Origin of the sequence: Prevotella sp. P5-108 (assembly GCF_002251385.1) — a bacterium.
In the GTDB taxonomy this organism is placed as follows: Bacteria; Bacteroidota; Bacteroidia; order Bacteroidales; family Bacteroidaceae; genus Prevotella.
Window position 1 is genome coordinate 1 of sequence record NZ_NPJJ01000038.1, and the last position, 20,990, is coordinate 20,990.

Here is a 20,990-nt window from a genome sequence, read left to right on the forward strand (position 1 = left end):
GATGGGGCGGGTAACAACAAAAGTGTCATAGCGGGAATGGCTTTCCGTATACGTTTTGATAATTTCACGTAGAGAGCTATCACAGAAAATCTCTTTTATTTCCAAACCTTCTCCTGGCGTACATGCTATGGGGGCTGCAGACATGCCTAAAGAGTGTGTGGACAAGCAGCTAATTACTGAGAGTGTGGACAAGCAGCCAATTACTAATAGGCATGTCACTTTACTTGCAAAAAAAACCTTCGATGTTGATTTAACCATAATGATAATATATTTAATTCATGGAATTTAAGGTCGTTGCCGAATCCAAAACTTTTTCCATCGTTGAAGTCATAATAGAAGCCACGAGTAACCTTGTCCTTTCCTATTACAAGAGCAGGTAGTCCTCCCATTTCTTTTGAGAAAAAACCATCTGCGATCGATGCACGCTCATCGTGCGACCATACGTAGTATTTCTCCGCCAAGGCATCCATTACGTTCCATCGTCCCGTCACGGGGGCGTAGTGGCGGGCTCCGTGGTCGTACCAGTCGAGGCCGTGGGTGCGGTCGAGTTCCTTGCCTATGTATTTGTAGGGTTGGATAGCGTGATTACTCTCTCTGCTTCCGGCAATGGCGAAAGCAGGGAGGCTCAGTATGGTCATGAGCCCCAACAGCATTATGACAATCTGGTGGCGCATGGTCAGGGGTTAAGATGTTTACATTGCAAATATAATAATAATGTACACGCGCGCAAAGAAAATCGGCAGGAAAGTGATGGCTGGGGGAGAAAAACGTATGATGCAGCCTGCTGCCCACCGTTGTGGTCAAATGGCTCAGGTCGACAGGTTTGTGGCGGACGTAGTGGAAAAGGTTACAATCCATATTCATCAAAAAAACCTCGTTGTACTAACTGTAATGGCAAGGGTACTATCAGATGTGGCATCTGTTATGGTTCGTGTACCAGAACTTGTGGCAGATGTAACGGCACTGGAAGAGCGAGGTAGATTTTCGAGGGTATATACAAAAAGGACATAAATCATAAGATTTATGTCCTTTGTCTTTGAGGTACCTAGCAGAGTCGAACTGCTCTACACGGTTTTGCAGACCGTTACCTAACCGATCGGCCAAGGTACCCTGTGCTAAATTGTGAGTGCAAAGATAGTGCAAATAATCGAGCTGTCCAAATTTTCAGCCATGTTTTTTGTGTTTGCTGCTGCATTTGTCGTAAAAAGCGCAGTTCTCACAGCCAGTCTTGTGACATTTCAACACCCTGTACACCCTATACGCCACAAATATGGCGCATAGGGCGAGGATGATGTATGTCGCGATATACTGCATGGTCTACTTAATATTCTTGAAAGTCTTGGCGAGTCCACCTGTACTCGTTTCCTTGTAAAGTGAAGGCAGGTCGTGGCCCGTCTGCTTCATAACCTGTACCACGCGGTCGAAGCTCACGCGGTGCTTGCCGTCGGAGAACGCCGAGTAGAGGTTGGCGTCGAGCGAGCGGGTTGCGGCAAAGGCGTTGCGCTCGATACAGGGTATCTGAACCAATCCGCATACCGGGTCGCAGGTCATACCCAGGTGGTGTTCCAATCCCATCTCTGCCGCATACTCTATCTGTGCCGGGCTACCACCGAAGAGCTGGCAGGCTGCGGCACTGGCCATAGCGCAGGCTACGCCTACCTCGCCCTGGCAACCCACGTCGGCGCCGGAGATGGAGGCGTTCTGCTTGACCACGTTGCCGATAATTCCAGCCGTGGCAAGGGCGTGCAGAATGCGGGTGTCGCTGAACTTGTGGCCTTTGGAAAGATGGTATAGTACGGCTGGCACTACGCCGCAGGCACCACAGGTGGGGGCGGTGACGATGGTGCCACCCGAGGCGTTCTCTTCGCTGGCGGCAAGGGCATAGGCATAGACCAGACCTCGTGTCTGCAGCGACTGCTTGTAGCCTGTGGCCTTGACATAATAGGTCGGGGCTTTGCGGGGCAGATTGAGCGGGCCGGGCAGTACGCCTTCGTGGTTGATACCACGCTCCACGCACTCCTGCATAGTCTCCCATACCTCCTGCAGATAGGGCCATACCACATCGCCTTCGCACAAATCGACGTACTCCCAGTATGAGCGGCCGTTCTGGTCGCACCAGGTAAGAATCTCGCTGAGCGAGTTCATCTCGTAGACTTCAGGTGTATCAAACATATCTTCGGCCTTACCCTCAGAGAGGGCACCTCCGCCTACGCTGTAGACTATCCACTCGTCGGCGCCGTCGGCTGTGAACTTCATGCCGTTGGGGTGGTAGGGCAGGAAGATGTTGGGCTCCCAATGTATGTTGACTGTGGCGATGGGCGAGAGCACCTCTATGATGGCGGTGTCGGTCATGTGGCCCTTGCCCGTAGCTGCCAGACTGCCATAGAGGGTCACGTCGAACAGGTGGGCGTCGGGGTGGCGCTTGGCGTAAATCTTGGCGGCCTTCTGTGGTCCCATGGTATGGCTCGATGAAGGGCCCTTTCCAATCTTGTATAACTCTGTAAGTGACTTCATTATAGATATAGTAATGTGGTAATTAGACAAAGAGTGAACCTATCTGGTAAACCAGTGCAGATACCACCCAGGCCAGCACCGTGGTGTAGCCGGCGGCAAAGAGCGCCCATCGCCATGAGCCCGTCTCGGACTTGATGGCGGCAATGGTGGCAAGACAGGGGAAATAGAGCAGCACGAAGAGCAGGAAGCAATAGGCCGTGAGCGGGGTGATGCCGTCGGCGGCCATCATCTGGTGCAGCAGTTCGTACTTGCGGGTGTTGCCGTCGTCGGAGCCCATCTCGTCGCTGTTGGCGTAGAGCACGCCTATGGTAGATGCCACTATCTCCTTGGCGCCGATGCCCGAGACGAGTCCCACATCGAGTTTCCAGTTGAAACCCAGTGGACGGAAAACGGGCTCGATGGCCTTGCCGATGTGTCCTATGTAGCTCTGCTCCTGCTGTTGCTGGGGAGTAAGTCCTTCATGATGAGGGAAATAACCCAAAGCCCAGACCACTATCGACGCCACCATGATGATGCCGCCCATCTTGCGCAGATACTGCTTGCCCTTCTCCCACGTATGGCGGCCAATGGCCTTCCAGGTGGGGAAGCGGTAAGGTGGCAGCTCCATCACAAAGGGCGTATCTTCGCCCTTGATGACATGGCGGCAGAAGACGCGGCTCAGTATCACCGCCATCACGATGCCCACGAGATAGAGCGACAACATGATGAGCGGCTGGTAGTTCAGCGCAAAGAAGGTGCCGGTAATCATGACATAGATGGGCAGTCGCGCCGAGCAGCTCATCATCGGCAGAATGAGCATGGTGACCAGACGGCTGCGGCGGCTCTCGATGGTACGCGTGGCCATCACTGCCGGCACATTGCAACCGAAGCCCATGATGAGGGGGATGAACGATTTGCCGTGGAGTCCCATCTTGTGCATCAGACGGTCCATGATAAACGCTGCGCGCGACATGTAGCCGCTGTCCTCCATATAGGAGATGAAGAAGTAGAGGATGAGTATCTGCGGCAGGAAGACTATCACTGCTCCCACGCCACCGATGATGCCGTCGGCTATCATGTCCTTGAGCGGGCCGTCGGGCATATACTGTCCCACCATCGTGCCGAGCCAGGCGATGCCGTCCTCTATCCATCCCATGGGTATCTGTCCCAAAAGGAAGGTGGCAGAGAACATCACCAGCAAGAGCAGGATGAAGATGGGGAAGCCCACAAAGCGGTTGGTAATGATGCGGTCTATGAGGTGGGTCACCTGATAGGTGTCCTTCTTGTGTCCGGTAGAGTATTCGGCCTCTTGCAGCGCGCCGTTGATAAATCCGTATTTGGCGTCCATGATGGCTGTCTCGCTGTCGTCGCCCGTTTCCTCCTTCACACGCCGTGCCGCCTCGTCGCGATGGCGCAGTATCTCCTCGGCATCGGGCAGCGTGCGGATATAGCGTTCGGCCTCCTTGTCATTTTCAAGCAACTTGATGGCAAGATAGCGGGTAGAGTAGCGGTGGCGCAGATTGGCTGCCTTCTTCAGGTGCTCCTGGATTTCCTCGATGCCATGTTCTATCTCGTGGCCGTGGTTGATGTGCACATGGCGGTAGTGAGGGTCGTCGTCCTCGTTGCCCTCATACATGCGGATGATGGTCTCGAAGAGTTCCTTCACACCACGGCCGTTGGTGAAGACGGTGGGTACCATGGGCACACCGAAGAGGCGTCCCAGACGGTCGGCGTCGACATGGTCGCCTCGCTTCTCGGACTCGTCAAACATGTTGAGAGCGCACACCATGCGCACGTGCATGTCTATGAGTTGGGTGGTGAGATAGAGGTTGCGCTCCAGGTTGCTGCTGTCTATCACGTTGATGATGATATCGGGCGTCTTGTCGATTATCTGTCTGCGCACGTAGATTTCTTCGGGCGAATAGGCCGACAGCGAATAGGTGCCGGGCAGGTCGACGATATGGAAGGTGTAGCCGTCCATCTCTGCCACGCCCTCCTTGGCGTCTACCGTCACGCCACTGTAGTTGCCCACATGCTCATGGGCACCCGAGATGAAATTGAAGAGCGATGTCTTGCCGCAGTTGGGGTTTCCCACGAGCGCCACATTGATGTCGTGGCTCTTGCGGATGGCAGCGTCTTCCAGCTGCTGGTCGGTGGGCGCCTCGGCGGTATGGGTGTCTGTGCCTGCGTTGGTTTCTATTTCGGGCTTGATATTGGTCTGTGTCTTGGCGACCTCTCCGGCGGTAACCACCTCAATCTGGTCGGCCTCGCTATGGCGCAGAGAAACCTCATATCCCATAATACGGTATTTCACTGGGTCGTGGAGCGGCGCATTGAGCAGCACCTCCACTTTCTTGCCCTTGATAAATCCCATTTCTACGATGCGTTTGCGAAAGCCGCCGTGTCCAAGCACTTTGACGATAACGCCTTTCTCACCGGTTTTAAGTTCTGAAAGTTTCATTCTACTATTGGTTTAATCTGATGCAAAGTTACTCAAAGTAGTGTGTAACACAAAGAATCTGCCCTTGTTTTTATTTGTGCCAGTCAAAAAACTAAGCCATCCCAACGTAATCTCAGCAAGGTGCAGGCTCTCCTCCCGATGCGGGGGGATGACTGGGGGAGAGGAATGGGGAAGAATGGCAGGCTTGTCGTGCCTCTAAACAGGCTCAAATGCTCTCATTCCCCTACTTCTCAGTCCCGACGACGCTGTGCAGATGGTTTCGGCGTCCAGCTCTTGCCTCTGTTTGCTTGTGGCAAGGCCCCCTGTCACATTTATAGACTGTTATAAATAGGATGACGGCATGACAGAACGCCTTATTTTACAGTTTTTGCGTCTCCAGAACGCCTTATTTTACAAATTTCTCGTCTTCCGAACGCCTTATTTTACAGTTTTTGCGAGTTTCCTGATGGCCTTTCAGCTCATTATCGAGCCATTTGGTTGTCTTGAGGTTGTGGTTGCTGGTGCGTAACGATTGAAACGTGAGTCCGTATCAAATGTCACGTGACTACGTATCGTAAGGTACGTGGGCTCGTTTCAAACGGTACGAGCTGGCTAAGCTGTTTGCGGGGTGAAGAACATGCTCTATACAATTGTATGAATGGATATATTTCTTTTCTGGGTAAAACCGCACACTCTCCCCTCGGTTTGCTAAGGAGCGGGGGCGTAATCCTCGCGCATGAAAAATCCCGATGCCCTGGTTGAGGACATCGGGATAATATATATTAATAAGGTGTAATCGCTTAGAAGAAGAGGTAGCGGTTGTCAACAATCTTGGCGTTGGCGTAGAGCTCGCTCATATAACCTGCAGCCATCTGCATGGCTCTCTGGTTGAGCTTGGCCTCCTGGGTCTTGATATCCAGCTTGCCGGGACGCATGGTCTTGCCGGTAACGCTGAAGAGGTATACACCTGCATTGCCCTTCACGGGAGCCTTGCAGAACTTGCCCTTGGCTGTAGCAGCGATGGCTCCACTCAGAGCGGGCTCGGTAGAACCGGTAGCTGTAACGAATACAGGAGCAGCGAAGGTAACCTGGCTGATAGCGGTTACGGTAGCGCCCTTGGCCTTAGCCTCGTTGACAGACTTCACGCCCTTAACCTTCTCCATCAGCATCTCTGCCTTCTTGTCCTTCATTACCTCTGCCTTGACCATGTCCATTACCTGAGCATCGTCGAGATCGCGGTAGCCCTTGGCGTGAATCTTGTCGAGAACGGCTACGAGCAGGTGGTTGTTGTCACCACACTCATACATAGGAGATACTTCCTTCTCCTTGGCCTCGAACAACCACTTCATAGCGTCGCGGGTGCTGTGGATGCCGGCGAGGTTGTGCTGAGCAGTAGTGATGTCGTTGGCCTCTCTTACAGTGTAGCCGGCCTTGGCTGCATTCTTGACAATCTTCTCCTCGGTGTCGTTGGCACTTACAAACGAGCTGAACTTGTTGTAAGCGGCACTGTAAGTATCCTTAGAGAACTCGATGGTCTTCTTGACAACGGCTGCAACATACTTGTTGACCATAGCCTTGCGGTCTACGACCTGAAGCACTACGCTGCCCTGAGTGAAGTTGATGACCTTGGTCTCGTTGGCAGAGAGAGTGTTGAGGCTGTTGATAAAGTTCTTGGTGTCCTTGTCCATAGAGGGAGCTGCCTGATACTGGGCAGTGGTAATCCACAGCTTTTCGCCAGTCTGGTTGTACTTCTTGGCGAGTGCCTCGAAGTCGGCACCTGCTGCGAGTGCGCGGTAGATAGAGTCGGCAGTAGCCTTGGATGCTTCGGGAGTCTCGGCTGCCACCTGTATCTGGCGATACTGGATAGAGTCGGGCATCTGGGTCTTAGACACGAGCTTCACGATGTTCATGGTGTTGTCCTGAGCATTGTTGAAGACGCGTGATGTCTGACCTACAGCCATAGAGTCGAGCTGGGCAGCGATGTCCATAGGATATGCAGCCTTGGTCACGGGCAGACCCAGATAGGGGATGAGCGATGCGCTCTTGCGAACCACCTCTGCGGGGTCGGCGGCAGCAACCATGTCGTTGTGATAAGCCTCGAAGTCCTTCTTGATAGCGGCGCGGTCGGCTGCCGAAGGTACTACCTCGATGTCGATATACTTGATGTCGCGGGCTTCAACAAACTGCTCGAAGCGGGGCTTCAGCTCGTTGTACTTGGCCTTGAGGTCTGATTTCTCGATGGTCACCTTGCTGTCATCGATAGAAGAGTAGGGCAGAGCGGCGAGCTCAACCTGAGCCTCTTCGTTCTCCTCCTTGAATGAAGCCTTGGCCTCGATGGCGTTGGAGATGAAGCAGCTGCCGAGCAGTGCCTGGTACTTCTGTGCAAGAGTCTGCTGGCGCAGAGTCTTCTCGATGAAGTTCCAGTATTTGTACAGGCTGTTGTACTGCTGTGCCATCTGGGGATTTACACCCTGCTGGGCCTTGTACTCGGCGAGGAACTTCTGCAGCTGGTTGACGTCGAAGCGTCCAGTCTGCTGGTTGATAAACGGAGTGTTCATGAGCAGAGGGTTGGTACCCTGCTTCAGGATGTTCTGCAACTCGCCGTCGGTAACGGTGAGGCCCAGTTCCTTGGCTTCCTTCTCGATGATTTTGGTCTGAACGTAAGTGCTCCAAACCATATCCTTAACCTGGTTGAGCTGGTCTTCATTCAGGTTTTCAGTACCTTGCTGCATCTTGATGATTTCGGTGTTCTCGTCAACGAGCTTCTGGAATTCCTGAAAATTGATTTTCTCTCCCAATACTTCACCGACCTGCTGACGCTGGTCGTTTTTAGTAGTTTCGCACGAACGAACCATTTCTTCGGCGATGAATGCAAAAAGGCCCAGTGCGATAATACCTATCAGCAGGCCGCCTTTGCTTCTAATTTTTCCTAATGCTGCCATTATTGTTTATAGTTTTTATTATTATTGTTTTCTCGTTTTTTCTAAATGCCTACAAAAATAGTAAAAAGAAAGCAAACCACGGCACTTTTCGCCGAAAATTTGCTCTCAGGCGTTAACTTTTAGTTGTACAAGGACGATTTTGGTCATTGTATTCTTGATAATCTTGAACTCAAACTTGCCGATGGTCACTATCTCGTTGAGTTTGGGTAAACTTTCGTAGTAGTGGAGTATGAGTCCGCTGATGGTCATATATTCGTCGCTTTCGGGGAGTCCCAGGTCAAACATCTCGTTGACTTTGTCTATCTCCAGTCGGGCAGAGAGCAGATATTCTCCGTTGTCGAGTTGCTTGGCGATATACTTGGTGCTGTCGTGCTCGTCTTCGATGTCGCCGAAGATTTCCTCGACGATGTCCTCGAGCGCCACGATGCCGCTGGTACCGCCAAACTCGTCGACCACCACGCCCAGTGATTTCTTCTCCTGCAGGAATGTCTTCATCAGTTTCTGCGCTGCCATGCTCTCGGGCACGAACGGCATCTGGCATACATGCTCTTTCCACTCGGCAGCGTTGCGGAACAGCTCGAGCGAGTGGATGTAGCCTATAATGTTGTCGATATCATCGCGGTAAACGATAATCTTGGAGTTGCCGCTCTCGATGAATTTCTGCTGGAGTTCCTCGATGCTGCAGTCTATGCTTACGGCATTGATTTCGGTACGTGGCACCATGCAGTCGCGCACCCTGATGTCTGAAAATTCAAGGGCGTTCTGGAATATCTTGACTTCGTCATTGATGGGGCTGTCGGCCTTGGCGTTGTCGAGCGACGAGTGGACAAGGTAGTCCAAGTCGACCTTGGAGAACCCTTCGTCGTCGTCTTCCTTTTCCATGCGCTTGCCTACCAGTCTGAGCAGAAATTTGGCAGACAGGGTAGAGAATTTGCTGATGGGCCATAGGACAATATAGAAGAAATAGGCTATGGGCGAAAAGAGCGTAAGCAGCTTGTTGGCATTGTTCTTGAACAGCGTCTTGGGCAGAAATTCGCCGGTGAACAATACCACGATGGTCGAGAGCACGGTGTCGGCAGCTACGCGCATACCGACGTCGAGCGGCTCAAAGAGCGTCTTGTCGAAGAACTTGGCAAACAAGATGCCGTAGACCACCAGCACGATGTTGTTGCCTACGAGCATGGTGCTCACAAAGCCGTTGGGGTGGCTGTAGAATACCGAAAGTAGCTTCTGGGTGAATACACTCTTCTCCTTGTCCATCTCTGCGCGCATTCTGTTGCTGGAGACGAAAGCGATTTCCATGCCTGAGAAGAATGCTGAAAGAACCATGGAAATCAGGATGCCTATAAGTAGCGGTATGTCTATGTTGTCTAACATGATTTAGTGCATAATTGGTATTGACGTGTTGCGGCGCTGTGGCATCGGAGCTGGGCGCAGTTGTGGAGCCACCGAGTCTTTGGCTGTCGTCACTGTGTCGCTCTCGCTGCTGTCAAAGTCGCCTTTCACGAACGAACCCTTGCTGTTGGATATGTAGTATTTCGTCATCTTTTCGTCGCTGCGGAAGTAGCTGCCCTCAATCTCGCGCTCGGGGGTAACCAGCTTGGAGTAGACATGGGAGTAGAGCTCGTGTCTGAGCTCATCCCAATAGAGCTGCTCGCTGGAGAAACGCAGTCCGTCGTTGGTAAGTATATGTACTCTACCGCGCAGTTCCCACAGTCGGCTTTCATCATAATAATAGGCAGTGTCGCATTGGATGTAGGACTCTACATGGAAACGCTGGTCAAACTGCTCCAGAAACAGTCCCTTGTCGAATATCCATCGCGAGGGCTTGCGGTTCTGGTTGACCTCCCATCTCTCGGTGACAATGCGGTACTTGATGACACCCGAGTCGGAAATGAGCGTGTTGACGCCATAGGATATCATCATCGCCACCGAATCGCGGGGATTGATGGCGGGAGCTGTGTGCTCTTGCTGTTCCTGACAGGAGATGCAGAAAAGGGCTGCAAGCAGCGAGATGATGGTTAAGCGTCTTGACACTGTAAGTCTTTTTATACCTCTATATTAATCAACCTTCCACTTGGCGAACCAACGCTCGTTGAAAGTGAGGCCGATATTGATGCGGAAGATGTTTTCCTTGATGTAACCTGGTGCTGTGGAGCGAACCCACTGGCCGCTGATGTTCAGGTAAGAACGGTTGTTGTAGGCGTTGACGATGGGAAGGCCGAAACCAGCACTGACGCTGACCTCCTTGGGGCCGTCCTGGCCGTTGACGGTGACATAGGGTGTGGCGTAGGATGCACCGACGCGATACTTGATGCGCTGGAAGAAGCTGCGGCCATACTCAGCCTTGCAGTATTCGCCACCAACGGTAATCTTCTGGCGGTCTTTGAGCGAGTTCTTGAGCGTGAACTGAGACACGCCGTTCTCTACAGAGAACTCGGGGAACTGGATGTCGCCCCAGAGTTGGCAGGTATAATCGACACCCACCTTCCACTGGTTGTCGTGGTTGAAGGCGATACCTACACCGAACATGTCGGGGATAGACAAACCATTGGTGATGCTATAGCGGGTGGTGTCGGCTACGGCCTGCTGGGTGTTGGTCGAGATGACCATGCACTCGGGGTCAGCGTTGAGCTTGTGTCCGGGGCTATAGGTGGCACCTACGGTGAGGGTATTCTTCTTGCTCAGCGGCAGTATGCCCTGCACGCCCAGGTCGAGCTTGTAGCTGCGTATGTCGGCAGAGAAATAACGTGCCAAGGTGTTGGCATACGAGTCGCTGTAGCGGTTTACGAGCGAGCGGTCGTAGTTGCCCCACAGATAAGAGATGTTGGCACCGATGGATAAGTACTTGATGGGGCGCCAACCTGCACCAAAATATGCCTGATGTACACCGCCGCTACCCGAATAGGTATTGGAAGACATCACGGTCATCTGGTTGCCTACATAGGAGGAAGTGCCGTAGTTGTAACCCACGGTGGTGAAGGGAATGATACCGAAGCTGACGCCGAGGTTCTTGAACGCGCGGAAACCGGCCACGATGTACTCAAGGTCGGCGTTGTTGGCGTTTTGCTTCTTGCCATTCTCATTGAAGTTGGTTATCTGGCCTGTTATTCCCACATCGAAGATAAAAGAAAGTGAGTCGATAACAGAGTAAGAGGCGGGGTTGAGATAATTGACCTGATTGTGCTCGCGAAATCCCAGGCCCAATCCGTTCATACCGCGGTTGAATCCGCTCGACTGGTCGGCCAACAAGCCCAATCCAAACTGACTATAAGGAGAGTTGGTGCCACTCTGTGCCGTTATATTCAGTACCGCTAAACCCATAAGGGCTATGCTAAGAATTATTCTTTTCATTAACGTATGTGTTGTATAGCGTGCAAAATTATCGAAAAAAATTGAAATATGATACGAAAAGTCCAAAAAACAAGCTATTTTTGCACTGTGAAACATTTTAATACATTTTTGAAGACCGTGTTGTTGACATTTTTGGTGTCTTTGACATGCGTTACCAGTAGGGCTGTAGAGTCTGCCGATTCGGTGGACATCGCGCTGCTTACCTGTGGGCCGGGCGACGAGGTCTATTCGCTCTACGGCCATACAGCCATCCGTTATACCGACCATCGCACGGGCGAGGATATGGTCATCAATTACGGTATGTTCTCTTTCAATCAGGACTATTTTGTCCTGAGGTTCGTCTTTGGACTTACTGATTATCAGATGGGCATCACGCCTTTCGATTATTTCATGCGCGAGTATCAGTATGAAGGCCGTTGGGTCTACCAGCAGACCCTTAACCTCACCGCTGAGCAGAAGCGTGCCATCGGTGAAGCCCTTGCCCGCAATTATCTGCCTGAAAACCGTACCTATCGTTATAATTTCTTCTATAACAACTGTACGACCAAGGCCCGCGATGTCATTGTGGGTCAGTTGGGTTGCGACATAGAATATCCTCAGCGCAACCTTGACGGTGTGACCTTCCGCACTATGCTTCACCAGTGGAATGAAGACTATCCCTGGAGCCGATTGGGCAATGATTTGCTCCTCGGTGTCAAAGCCGACCGGCAAGTCTCTATGGCTGAGCGTCAGTTCCTGCCCGACAGTCTGCGCGAGGATTTTGAAGATGCTTATCTGCGGCTTCCCTCTGGTGAGCGTCGCAAGCTGGTCTCAGACAGTCGTATGCTCTATGAACCATCGTTGTCGCAACTGGCTGAAAAGCAAGATGCAGAGTCTGGCTTTGCGGCGGCGATGCCTCCTATGGCTGTGGCCCTTGCGGTGCTGATGGTCATGATTGTCGTCACCATCATCGAGTGGCGCACCCGCCGCATCCTCTATGGGCTCGACATCCTGTGGCTTCTCGCTACGGGTGTGGGAGGAATCATCCTGACAGCCATGATTTTCTCGCAGCATCCCACGGTGAGCCTTAATTTCCAGATACTGATACTCTCTCCGCTCTGCCTTATAGCCCTCTGGCCCGTAGTGCGTTCACTGCGACGCCGCCAGTTCGGCAGATGGCTGTGGGTGATAGCCGGGTCACTGGCATTGTCACTTTTTATGGGCATTTGGCAAAAATATGATGCAGCAATATGGACTTTGGCATTATCTTTGCTGTTTAGAGTTGCAGTACTCTATAACTGGTGTAAACGAACAAAACAAACAACCGCATGAATAAATGTCTGACAGCGATATTGCTCGCACTCTCAGCTACCGCCTCGGCCCAGCGGCTGCAGCCGGCGCCCCGCCTCGTGGTCAATATCACCATCGACCAGTTGCGTACTGATTATATACAGGCTTTCGCTCCTCTCTACGGTCCCGACGGATTCAAGAAACTTCTGTCCGAAGGGCGTGTCTATGAGGCCGCAAGCTACGACTTTCTTCCCATTGACCGTGCCTCGGCTGTGGCGTCTATCAGTTCGGGCACTACACCTTATTATAATAATATAGTAAGCTCGCAATGGCTTGACCGAGCCACGCTGCGCCCCGTCTATTGCGTGGCAGACAGCAAGGTGGGTACTTCGCCGCGCCTGCTTTCCACTTCTACCATAGGCGACGAGCTCAAGGTGGCTACTGGCGGCTCTGCGCTCGTCTATGCCCTCGCTTTCAGCCGTGATGCCGCCGTCCTCTCTGCCGGTCATGCTGCCGACGGAGCCGTGTGGGTCGACGACAACCGTGGCGTGCTTGCCACCTCGGCCTATTATCCGCAGAAGGCGCATAAGTGGCTCAATGCCTACAATGCCGTCTATTCGCAGCGCGCGTCGGATGACCGCACCAAGAACCTTGCCGTAGCCCATGCAGCTCAGGCTTGCGTGGTGGAGCAGGCTATGGGGCGCGATGCCGTGACTGACTATCTCGCCGTAACGCTCTCTGCCAAAGGGCGCGGCGCAGCCAACTGGCAGACAGATATGGAGGGCGTGTACATCAAGCTCGACCAACTGCTGGGCGACCTTGTGGCTGGCATCGAGAAACAGGTAGGTAAGGAGCATGTGCTGTTTGTGGTGACCAGCACGGGCTATACCGATGAAGAGAATGTAGATTATTCCAAATACAATGTGCCCACCGGCACGTTCTACATCAACCGTACCGCCAATCTGCTCAACATCTATCTCGGTGCTGTTTATGGCCAGGGTAGATATGTTGAAGCCTGTTATCACAACGAAATCTATCTGAATCACAAGCTGATAGAGCAGAAGCGTATCAGCCAGAGCGAGGTGCTGGTGCGCTGTCAGGAGTTCCTTATCCAGAACTCGGGAGTGCGCGATGTCTATACCACCAACAGCCTTCTCAATGCGGGCGGAGACACACGCAAACTGCGTAACGGCCATCATCCCGCCATCAGCGGCGACATTGTGGTCGAGGTGGCTCCAGGTTGGCAGTTGTATAACGAAGACAATCAGGAACGCTACACTTGTCGTGCTTCGTTTGTGCCGTTTCCCATCATATTCTATGGCGCCGGAACCCCGGCAGAGCACATCAATACCCCGGTAAGCGTGGAGCATATCGCACCCACCATTGCCAAGGCCATACGCATCCGGGCTCCCAATGCCTGTAAGTCAGAACCCTTGTTCTGACGTTTTTCCTGCAACCTCTGTCGGCGGCAATGCCGTGACGTCGACGGAGGTTACAGGCTTTGTTTTTCCCTTGTTTATTATAGCCATTCCCAAGGTGCCTTTGCGGGTGCCTGCATCGATAGATATGTAAGTGTAGGCGCTTGAGCCCTTGCAGTATGGCACAAAAATGATTGCAGACATCACTGCGTGTGATTAAAATACGGCAAATAGTGCATAATTGTACGAAAATATTCGTACCTTTGCACATGATTATCAAGATAATAAATAAAATAATATAAGCAATGAATTTCAACAAAATTCTGAAGTCGCTGTTTGGAGACAAGTCCACCCGCGACATGAAACTCATCCAGCCCCTTGTAGAAAAGGTAAAGGAAGCATACCCTGCCATCAAGGCCTTGAGCAACGACGAACTGCGTGCCAAGACCAAGGAGATACAGAAGTATGTGCAGGATGCTGCCCTGACTGAGAAAGAGCAGATAGCCAAGTTGCGTGCCACCATCGAGGAAACTCCTATTGATGAGCGTGAGAAGATTTTCAACAAGATAGACAGTCTTGAGAAGGACGCGCTCGAGAAGTATGAGAAGGCTCTCAACGATGTTATGCCTATTGCCTATAGCATCGTCAAGGATACCGCCCGCCGCTTTGCCGAGAACGAGGAGACTGTGGTTACTGCCAACGACTTCGACCGTGAACTGGCTGCCAATCCTGCCAACGACTTTATCACCATCGATGGCGACAAGGCCATTTACCACAACGAGTGGACGGCCGGAGGTAACAAGGTGAAGTGGGATATGGTACACTACGATGTGCAGATTTTCGGTGGCATCGCCCTCCATCAGGGTAAGATTGCCGAGATGGCTACTGGTGAGGGTAAGACTCTCGTGGCTACTCTGCCAGTATTCCTCAATGCGCTCACCGGCAACGGTGTACACATGGTGACCGTCAATGACTATCTGGCCAAGCGTGACTCCGAGTGGATGGGCCCACTCTATATGTTCAATGGACTTAGTGTAGATTGTATCGATAAGCACCAGCCCAATTCTGAGGCCCGTCGCAAGGCTTATCAGGCTGATATTACCTTTGGTACCAACAATGAGTTCGGCTTCGACTATCTGCGTGACAACATGGCTGTTTCGCCTGCCGACCTTGTGCAGCGCCGCCACAACTACGCCATCGTCGATGAGGTCGACTCGGTGTTGATTGACGATGCCCGTACCCCACTTATCATCTCTGGCCCTATCCCCAAGGGCGACGACCAGATGTTTGAGCAGTTCCAGCCCCTCGTTGAGCGTCTCTATGAAGTTCAGCGCAAGCAGGCTACCGAACTCCTTGCCGAGGCACGCCAGAAAATCAGCGCCGCAGAGAAAGAGGCCGATGCCAAGAAGGCTCAGGAGTTGCAGGCTGAGGGCTTCCTCGCTCTTTTCCGTTCGTTCAAGGCTCTTCCCAAGAACAAGGCACTTATCAAATATCTCTCTGAGGATGGCATCAAGTCTGGTTTGCAGCGTACCGAGGAGATGTATATGGAGAACAACAACCGCCGTATGCCCGAGGCCGTCAAGCCTCTCTATTTTGTGGTAGACGAGAAGCTCAACAGTGCCGACCTTACCGATAAGGGAACTGCATGGCTCGCCGCCCAGGTCAATGATGACAAGCTCTTTGTATTGCCCGACATCACTTCTCAGATGTCTGCGCTTGAGAGCCAGACCGGTATCTCCGACCAGGAGCGCCTGGACAAGAAGGACGAGATGCTTGCCCACTATGCATTGCAGAGCGAGCGCGTGCATACTCTCCAGCAGTTGCTCAAGGCTTACACCATGTTCAACAAGGATGACGAGTATGTCGTTATCGATGGCCAGGTCAAGATTGTTGATGAGCAGACAGGCCGTATCATGGAGGGTCGCCGCTGGAGCGATGGTCTCCACCAGGCTGTTGAGGCCAAGGAGCATGTCCGTGTTGAGGCTGCCACCCAGACCTTTGCCACTATCACCCTGCAGAACTACTTCCGTATGTATCACAAGCTCTCCGGTATGACCGGTACTGCTTCTACTGAGGCTGGCGAGTTCTGGGATATCTACAAGCTCGATGTTGTCGAGATACCTACCAACCGTCCTGTCGCACGTATCGATATGGACGACCGTCTCTACAAGACCAACCGCGAGAAGTATCGTGCCGTCATCGAGGAAATCGAGGAGATGCGCAACGCCGGACGTCCCTGTCTGGTGGGTACCACTTCGGTAGAAATCTCAGAGTTGCTGAGCCGTATGCTTACCCTTCGCAAGATACCCCACGAGGTGCTCAATGCCAAGAACCACTTGCGTGAGGCCCACATCGTGGCCCAAGCCGGACAGAGCGTCAATGGACTGGGCGCCGTGACCATTGCCACCAATATGGCAGGTCGTGGTACCGACATCAAGCTCTCTCCCGAGGTCAAGGCTGCAGGTGGTCTCGCCATCATCGGTACCGAGCGCCACGAGAGCCGTCGTGTAGACCGCCAGCTGCGTGGTCGTGCTGGCCGTCAGGGCGACCCCGGTTCGTCTGTTTTCTATGTATCTCTCGAAGACAAACTCATGCGCCTCTTCGCTTCCGAGCGTATCGCCAAGATTATGGACCGCATGAAGATTGAGGACGGAGAGCGTATCGAGTCGCCTATCATGTCGCGCGCCATCGAGTATGCCCAGAAGAAGGTCGAGGAGAACAACTTTGGTATCCGTAAACACCTGCTTGAGTACGATGATGTGATGAACAAGCAGCGTACTGTTATCTACGACAAGCGCCGTCATGCACTGATGGGTGAGCGCATCGGTATGGATGTCGCCAACATCATCTGGGACCGTTGCGTGTCTATCATCGAGAACAACGACTACGAAGGTTGCAAGGAAGGCTTCCTTAAGGTTCTTGCCATGGAGTGCCCCTTCACCGAGGAAGAACTTCTCGCCGGCAAGCGCGATGATTTGGCTGAGCGCGCATTCCAGGAGGCTATGGCTGCATTCAAGCGCAAGAACGAGCGTATGCAGAGCATTGCCTACTCCGTAATCAGCGACCTCTATCAGGCCCATGGCGACCGCATCGAGCGCATTGCCGTTCCAGTGACCGATGGCCGCCATATCTACCAGATACCTTGCAACTTCAACGCTGCTTATACCTCTGAGTGCAAGGAGGTGGTCAAGGAGTTTGAGAAGTATATCGTCCTCCATACCATCGATGACGAGTGGAAGGAGCACCTTCGCCAGCTCGACGAGTTGCGTCACAGTGTGCAGAACGCCACTTACGAGCAGAAAGATCCGCTTCTCGTGTTCAAGCTCGAGAGTGCCAAGCTCTGGGATGCCATGATCGACGACCTCAACAACCGTGTGGCCTCAGTCCTTATGCGTGGTCAGGTGCCCGAGTTGCAGCAGCCTGTACAGGAGGCAGCCCCCGAGGAGCGTTCTCAGCGTTACAATGAGCAGAAGATGGACCTCGACGAGCAGGCCCAGCGCAGCGCTGCTCAGCGCGATACCCGTGAGGGAGCTGACCAGGTCAATCACACGCCTTTCGTAGCCCAGAAGATGCCACGTCCCAATGACCCATGTCCCTGCGGTTCGGGCAAGAAGTTCAAGAATTGCCACGGACGCAATCTCCGATAATATGATTGAAGCCAAAGACTTGCTGAAGCAATTCGGCGAAAAGATAGCTGTAGACATCCCGTCGTTTGTTATCAACGACGGAGATGTCCTCGGACTCGTCGGCAACAATGGTGCCGGAAAGACCACATTCTTCCGACTCATCCTTGACCTGCTCGATGCCGACCGGGGTTCGGTCACCATCGACGGAGCCAACCCTGCCGAGAGCGAAGACTGGAAAGCGGGTGTAGGAGCTTATATTGACGAGGGTTTCCTTATCGATTTCCTTACCCCCGAAGAGTATTTCGAGTTTGTCGGCAAGGTCAACGGCATGAGCCGCGACCAGGTTGCCGAACGGCTGACAGGCTTTGAGCGCTTTATGGCTGGCGAGGTGATGGGGCAGAAGAAGTACATACGCGATTTCTCTGCCGGCAACAAGCAGAAGGTGGGCATCGTCTCAGCCCTCCTCAGCCGCCCAAAGACCGTCATTCTCGATGAGCCGTTCAACTTCCTCGACCCGTCGAGCCAGATACTGCTCAAGAAACTCCTCGTCGATTATGCCGCCCAGGAGCATGCCACCATACTGGTGAGCAGCCACAACCTGCAGCACACCATCGACATCTCTACGCGAGTGGCTCTCTTGGAGCATGGCCAGATTATCAAGGACCTGCCCAATGAGGGCGGTAGCGCCGAGAGCGAGTTGGAGAGCTACTTTGAAGTGAGCGAATAGCCGTCTTTAGGTTTCACCCTATACCGTTATCCCCATAGATGTAGGTACTGCCTGCCTCTATGGGGATTATTGTTTCTGCATGTCCGACTTCCGAGCATGTCTCTGCCGATGCAGAGCATGTCTCTGCCGATGCCGAGCATGTCTCTGCCGATACCGAGCATGTCTCTGTCGATGCCGAGAATGTCTCTGTCGGTGCCGAGCATGTCTCTGTCGATGCCGAGCATGTCTCTGTCGGTGCCGAGCATGTCTCTGCCGGTGCCGAGCATGTCTCTGCCGATGCCGAGCATGTCTCTGTCGATGCCGAGCATGTCTCTGCCGGTGCCGAGCATGTCTCTGCCAGTGCCGAGTAAGCCTGCCTATCCTCCGGCACTGTCCTCGCTTCCGCTATTCATGCCTTTGGTTATCTGGCGATTAACGAAGAAAGCCATTCCGACACCGTGATGATGTCAGAATGGCTTTCCTCCTTTTATATGAAAAGATGTATTAATACTCTTCTTCGGCTACGTCTTCAGCCTCCATGTTCAGGTCTTCGGGGTCGGTGTCGAAAGTGGTGCGATAGCTTTCTTCCGTGAGTTTGTCCTCGTCATAGCTATCGTCGTCCTCGTCATAGTCCTCACCGCTGTCCTCGTTGACATCGTCCAATTCCTCGTCGTCCTCATCCTCGTCAAAGTCACGCATTTTCTTGTCGTCCTCGTCAAATTCCGACTTGTAGCGGGGCTTCTCCACTTCGGGTTTCAGTTTGGCAAAGATGGCCTCCACCCATGAGCCTTTGGGTATCTCGAGCACCTCAAAACCGTCGTTCACTTTCTTCTCATACATGCCGCCGGGCTTGTGCAGACGGTTGGCGGGTAGGGTAGTGGTGCTGATGTCAAAACCGCTGAGGATGATATCCTGAATGCTCTGTGAGAGCGATTCCCAACCACCGCCGAAGTTGCGCTCGAGCACCTCCATGAGCTTGGCAGCCGAGATGTGGCGTATATTTTCATAGGTGAGGTCGGTGACTCTGTTGATAGGACGCTTCTTGACAGCCCACTTCTGTACGTGCTTGTCATCGAGCTTGATTTGTCCGATTTTGAATCCGCGCTCTTCGTATTTCTCGAAGACTTTGGGGTTGTCAATCTTTATCTCTTCCAGCTCAAAGCCACTCCTGATAATATCCATGTAATGCTGCAGGTTGTCTTTGAAATCGGCTTCCTTTTCGCCACTTTCCCAGAGGCGGAAAATGTCGTTTTCTTGGGCGTCCCAGATATTACTCTTGTTCAAAGTTTTGAGTGTCAGAACTTTATGGTCTTGCTTCATTGTTTGTGTAAAGTTTGGAGTTTGTATTGGCTGCAAATGTATACAACAAATCGTTAAGTTGCAAATTTTTATGCAAAAAAAATCGTATCAATATGAAAAATATCATTAACTTTGCAATAATTATGAGTGAACCGTTAGCTGAAAGGATGCGTCCGCGCACCTTGGATGATTATGTAGGACAGCAGCATTTGGTGGGTCCGGGAGCGGTGCTTCGCAAGATGATTGATACGGGGCATATCTCTTCGTTTATTCTTTGGGGACCTCCTGGCGTGGGCAAGACCACTCTTGCCCAGATTGTTGCCAACATGTTGCAGGTGCCTTTTTACACGCTCAGTGCCGTGACCAGTGGAGTCAAGGATGTGCGCGATGTGATAGAACGTGCCAAGAGTGGGCGCTTTTTCAATTCCGCCTCACCCATACTCTTCATCGACGAGATTCACCGGTTTTCCAAATCCCAGCAAGACAGCCTCCTTGGGGCGGTCGAGCGTGGCGTGGTAACGCTCATCGGTGCCACCACCGAGAATCCCTCCTTCGAGATTATCCGCCCGTTGCTCTCCCGATGCCAGCTCTATGTCCTCAAGTCGCTCGAGGCTTCCGATCTGCTCTCGCTTCTTCATCGTGCCGTGACCCAGGATGTCGAACTCTCCAAGCGCCATATCCATCTGCAGCAGACCGATGCGCTGCTGCGCTATAGCGGTGGCGATGCGCGCAAACTGCTCAATATCCTCGAGCTCGTCATCAGTGCTTCTACCGACGACGAGGTGACCATCACCGACGAGATGGTCGAAGAGCGGCTTCAGCAGAACCCCTTGGCTTACGATAAGGACGGCGAGATGCACTACGACATCATCTCTGCCTTTATCAAGAGCATCCGTGGCAGCGACCCCGATGCCGCCCTCTACTGGATGGCGCGCATGATAGAGGGAGGCGAAGACCCCAAGTTCATAGCCCGCCGCGTGGTGATAAGCGCCGCCGAAGATGTGGGACTCGCCAACCCCAATGCCCTGCTTATGGCCAATACCGCCTTTGATGTGGTCAACAAGATAGGATGGCCCGAGGGCCGCATTGCGCTTGCCGAGGCTGTGGTCTATCTCGCCACCAGTCCCAAGAGCAATTCTGCCTATCTCGCAATCGACGAAGCCCTTGCCGCCGTGCGCGCCACTGGCAATCTGCCCGTGCCGCTGCCCATACGCAACGCCCCCACGGCACTCATGAAGGAACTGGGCTATCACGACGGCTATCTCTATCCCCATGACTATCCCGGCAACTTTGTTGCCCAGTCCTATCTCCCCTCCGAGTTGGGCAGCCGCCGCTTCTGGCACGCCCAGCACAGTCCTTCCGAGGAGAAACTCTATCAGCGCATGCTGCAATACTGGGGCGACAGATATAAAGATGACAAGTAAACCAACAATGAATATAGTA

General features: G+C 52.9%; 15 protein-coding genes and 1 tRNA gene. 7 read left to right on the forward strand and 9 right to left on the reverse strand.

Annotation, left to right across the window (positions count from 1 at the left end):
- Window positions 1-215: 215 nt before the first annotated feature.
- Window positions 216-638, reverse strand: coding sequence for a hypothetical protein (locus tag CIK95_RS07280; RefSeq protein WP_144007772.1), 423 nt, complete (start codon window positions 636-638; stop codon window positions 216-218).
- Window positions 639-714: 76 nt separating this feature from the next.
- Here CIK95_RS07280 and CIK95_RS07285 point away from each other — a divergent pair, with 76 nt between their 5' ends.
- Window positions 715-1,011: a hypothetical protein gene (locus tag CIK95_RS07285; RefSeq protein ID WP_094389076.1), complete on the forward strand. Its 297-nt coding sequence runs from the start codon at window positions 715-717 to the stop codon at window positions 1,009-1,011.
- A 28-nt stretch (window positions 1,012-1,039) separates the two neighbouring features.
- Here the strand turns inward: CIK95_RS07285 and CIK95_RS13185 are convergent.
- The 7 genes from CIK95_RS13185 to CIK95_RS07315 form a co-directional block, all read right to left on the reverse strand.
- Window positions 1,040-1,110 (reverse strand) — tRNA-Cys (locus CIK95_RS13185).
- A gap of 207 nt (window positions 1,111-1,317) precedes the next feature.
- The gene (locus tag CIK95_RS07290; RefSeq protein WP_022311649.1) at window positions 1,318-2,514 is read right to left on the reverse strand and encodes an L-serine ammonia-lyase; all 1,197 of its coding nucleotides are present in this window, start codon (window positions 2,512-2,514) and stop codon (window positions 1,318-1,320) included.
- Between the two features lie 22 nt (window positions 2,515-2,536).
- Window positions 2,537-4,954 carry a ferrous iron transport protein B gene (gene feoB, locus CIK95_RS07295; RefSeq protein ID WP_094466660.1) on the reverse strand — a complete coding sequence of 806 codons (2,418 nt, stop codon included), beginning with the start codon at window positions 4,952-4,954 and terminating at the stop codon, window positions 2,537-2,539.
- Window positions 4,955-5,733: 779 nt separating this feature from the next.
- Window positions 5,734-7,875 (reverse strand): peptidylprolyl isomerase, encoded by a 2,142-nt coding sequence (locus tag CIK95_RS07300; protein WP_094389078.1) that lies wholly within the window; start codon window positions 7,873-7,875, stop codon window positions 5,734-5,736.
- A gap of 105 nt (window positions 7,876-7,980) precedes the next feature.
- Entirely contained in the window at window positions 7,981-9,252 is a 1,272-nt protein-coding gene (locus CIK95_RS07305; RefSeq protein WP_254046065.1) for a hemolysin family protein, read from the reverse strand.
- A gap of 3 nt (window positions 9,253-9,255) precedes the next feature.
- Window positions 9,256-9,912, reverse strand: a complete 657-nt coding sequence (lptC, locus tag CIK95_RS07310; RefSeq protein WP_022311643.1) for an LPS export ABC transporter periplasmic protein LptC — start codon at window positions 9,910-9,912, stop codon at window positions 9,256-9,258.
- A 24-nt stretch (window positions 9,913-9,936) separates the two neighbouring features.
- Window positions 9,937-11,229: a hypothetical protein gene (locus CIK95_RS07315; RefSeq protein WP_094389079.1), complete on the reverse strand. Its 1,293-nt coding sequence runs from the start codon at window positions 11,227-11,229 to the stop codon at window positions 9,937-9,939.
- Window positions 11,230-11,364: 135 nt separating this feature from the next.
- Between CIK95_RS07315 and CIK95_RS07320 the strand changes: the two genes are divergently transcribed.
- The 5 genes from CIK95_RS07320 to CIK95_RS07340 all read left to right on the forward strand — a co-directional run bounded on the left by CIK95_RS07320 (window position 11,365) and on the right by CIK95_RS07340 (window position 18,619).
- A complete protein-coding gene (locus CIK95_RS07320; protein ID WP_371591396.1) occupies window positions 11,365-12,540 on the forward strand; it encodes a DUF4105 domain-containing protein in 1,176 nt (391 codons plus the stop codon).
- On the forward strand, window positions 12,537-13,940 hold the full coding sequence (locus CIK95_RS07325; RefSeq protein ID WP_094385003.1) for an alkaline phosphatase family protein: 1,404 nt from the start codon (window positions 12,537-12,539) through the stop codon (window positions 13,938-13,940). Before CIK95_RS07320 ends, CIK95_RS07325 begins: the two co-directional genes overlap by 4 nt.
- A 281-nt stretch (window positions 13,941-14,221) precedes the next feature.
- Window positions 14,222-17,563, forward strand: coding sequence for a preprotein translocase subunit SecA (secA, locus tag CIK95_RS07330; RefSeq protein WP_094466661.1), 3,342 nt, complete (start codon window positions 14,222-14,224; stop codon window positions 17,561-17,563).
- A 1-nt stretch (window position 17,564) separates the two neighbouring features.
- Window positions 17,565-18,269, forward strand: coding sequence for an ABC transporter ATP-binding protein (locus CIK95_RS07335; RefSeq protein ID WP_094389083.1), 705 nt, complete (start codon window positions 17,565-17,567; stop codon window positions 18,267-18,269).
- Between the two features lie 59 nt (window positions 18,270-18,328).
- Window positions 18,329-18,619 (forward strand): hypothetical protein, encoded by a 291-nt coding sequence (locus tag CIK95_RS07340; protein WP_094466662.1) that lies wholly within the window; start codon window positions 18,329-18,331, stop codon window positions 18,617-18,619.
- 133 nt (window positions 18,620-18,752) lie between these two features.
- On the opposite strand, the gene CIK95_RS07345 is transcribed toward CIK95_RS07340, so the two are convergent.
- Window positions 18,753-19,568 carry a hypothetical protein gene (locus CIK95_RS07345; protein WP_094466663.1) on the reverse strand — a complete coding sequence of 272 codons (816 nt, stop codon included), beginning with the start codon at window positions 19,566-19,568 and terminating at the stop codon, window positions 18,753-18,755.
- Window positions 19,569-19,690: 122 nt separating this feature from the next.
- Between CIK95_RS07345 and CIK95_RS07350 the strand changes: the two genes are divergently transcribed.
- Window positions 19,691-20,971 carry a replication-associated recombination protein A gene (locus CIK95_RS07350; RefSeq protein ID WP_094385014.1) on the forward strand — a complete coding sequence of 427 codons (1,281 nt, stop codon included), beginning with the start codon at window positions 19,691-19,693 and terminating at the stop codon, window positions 20,969-20,971.
- Window positions 20,972-20,990 lie beyond the last annotated feature (19 nt).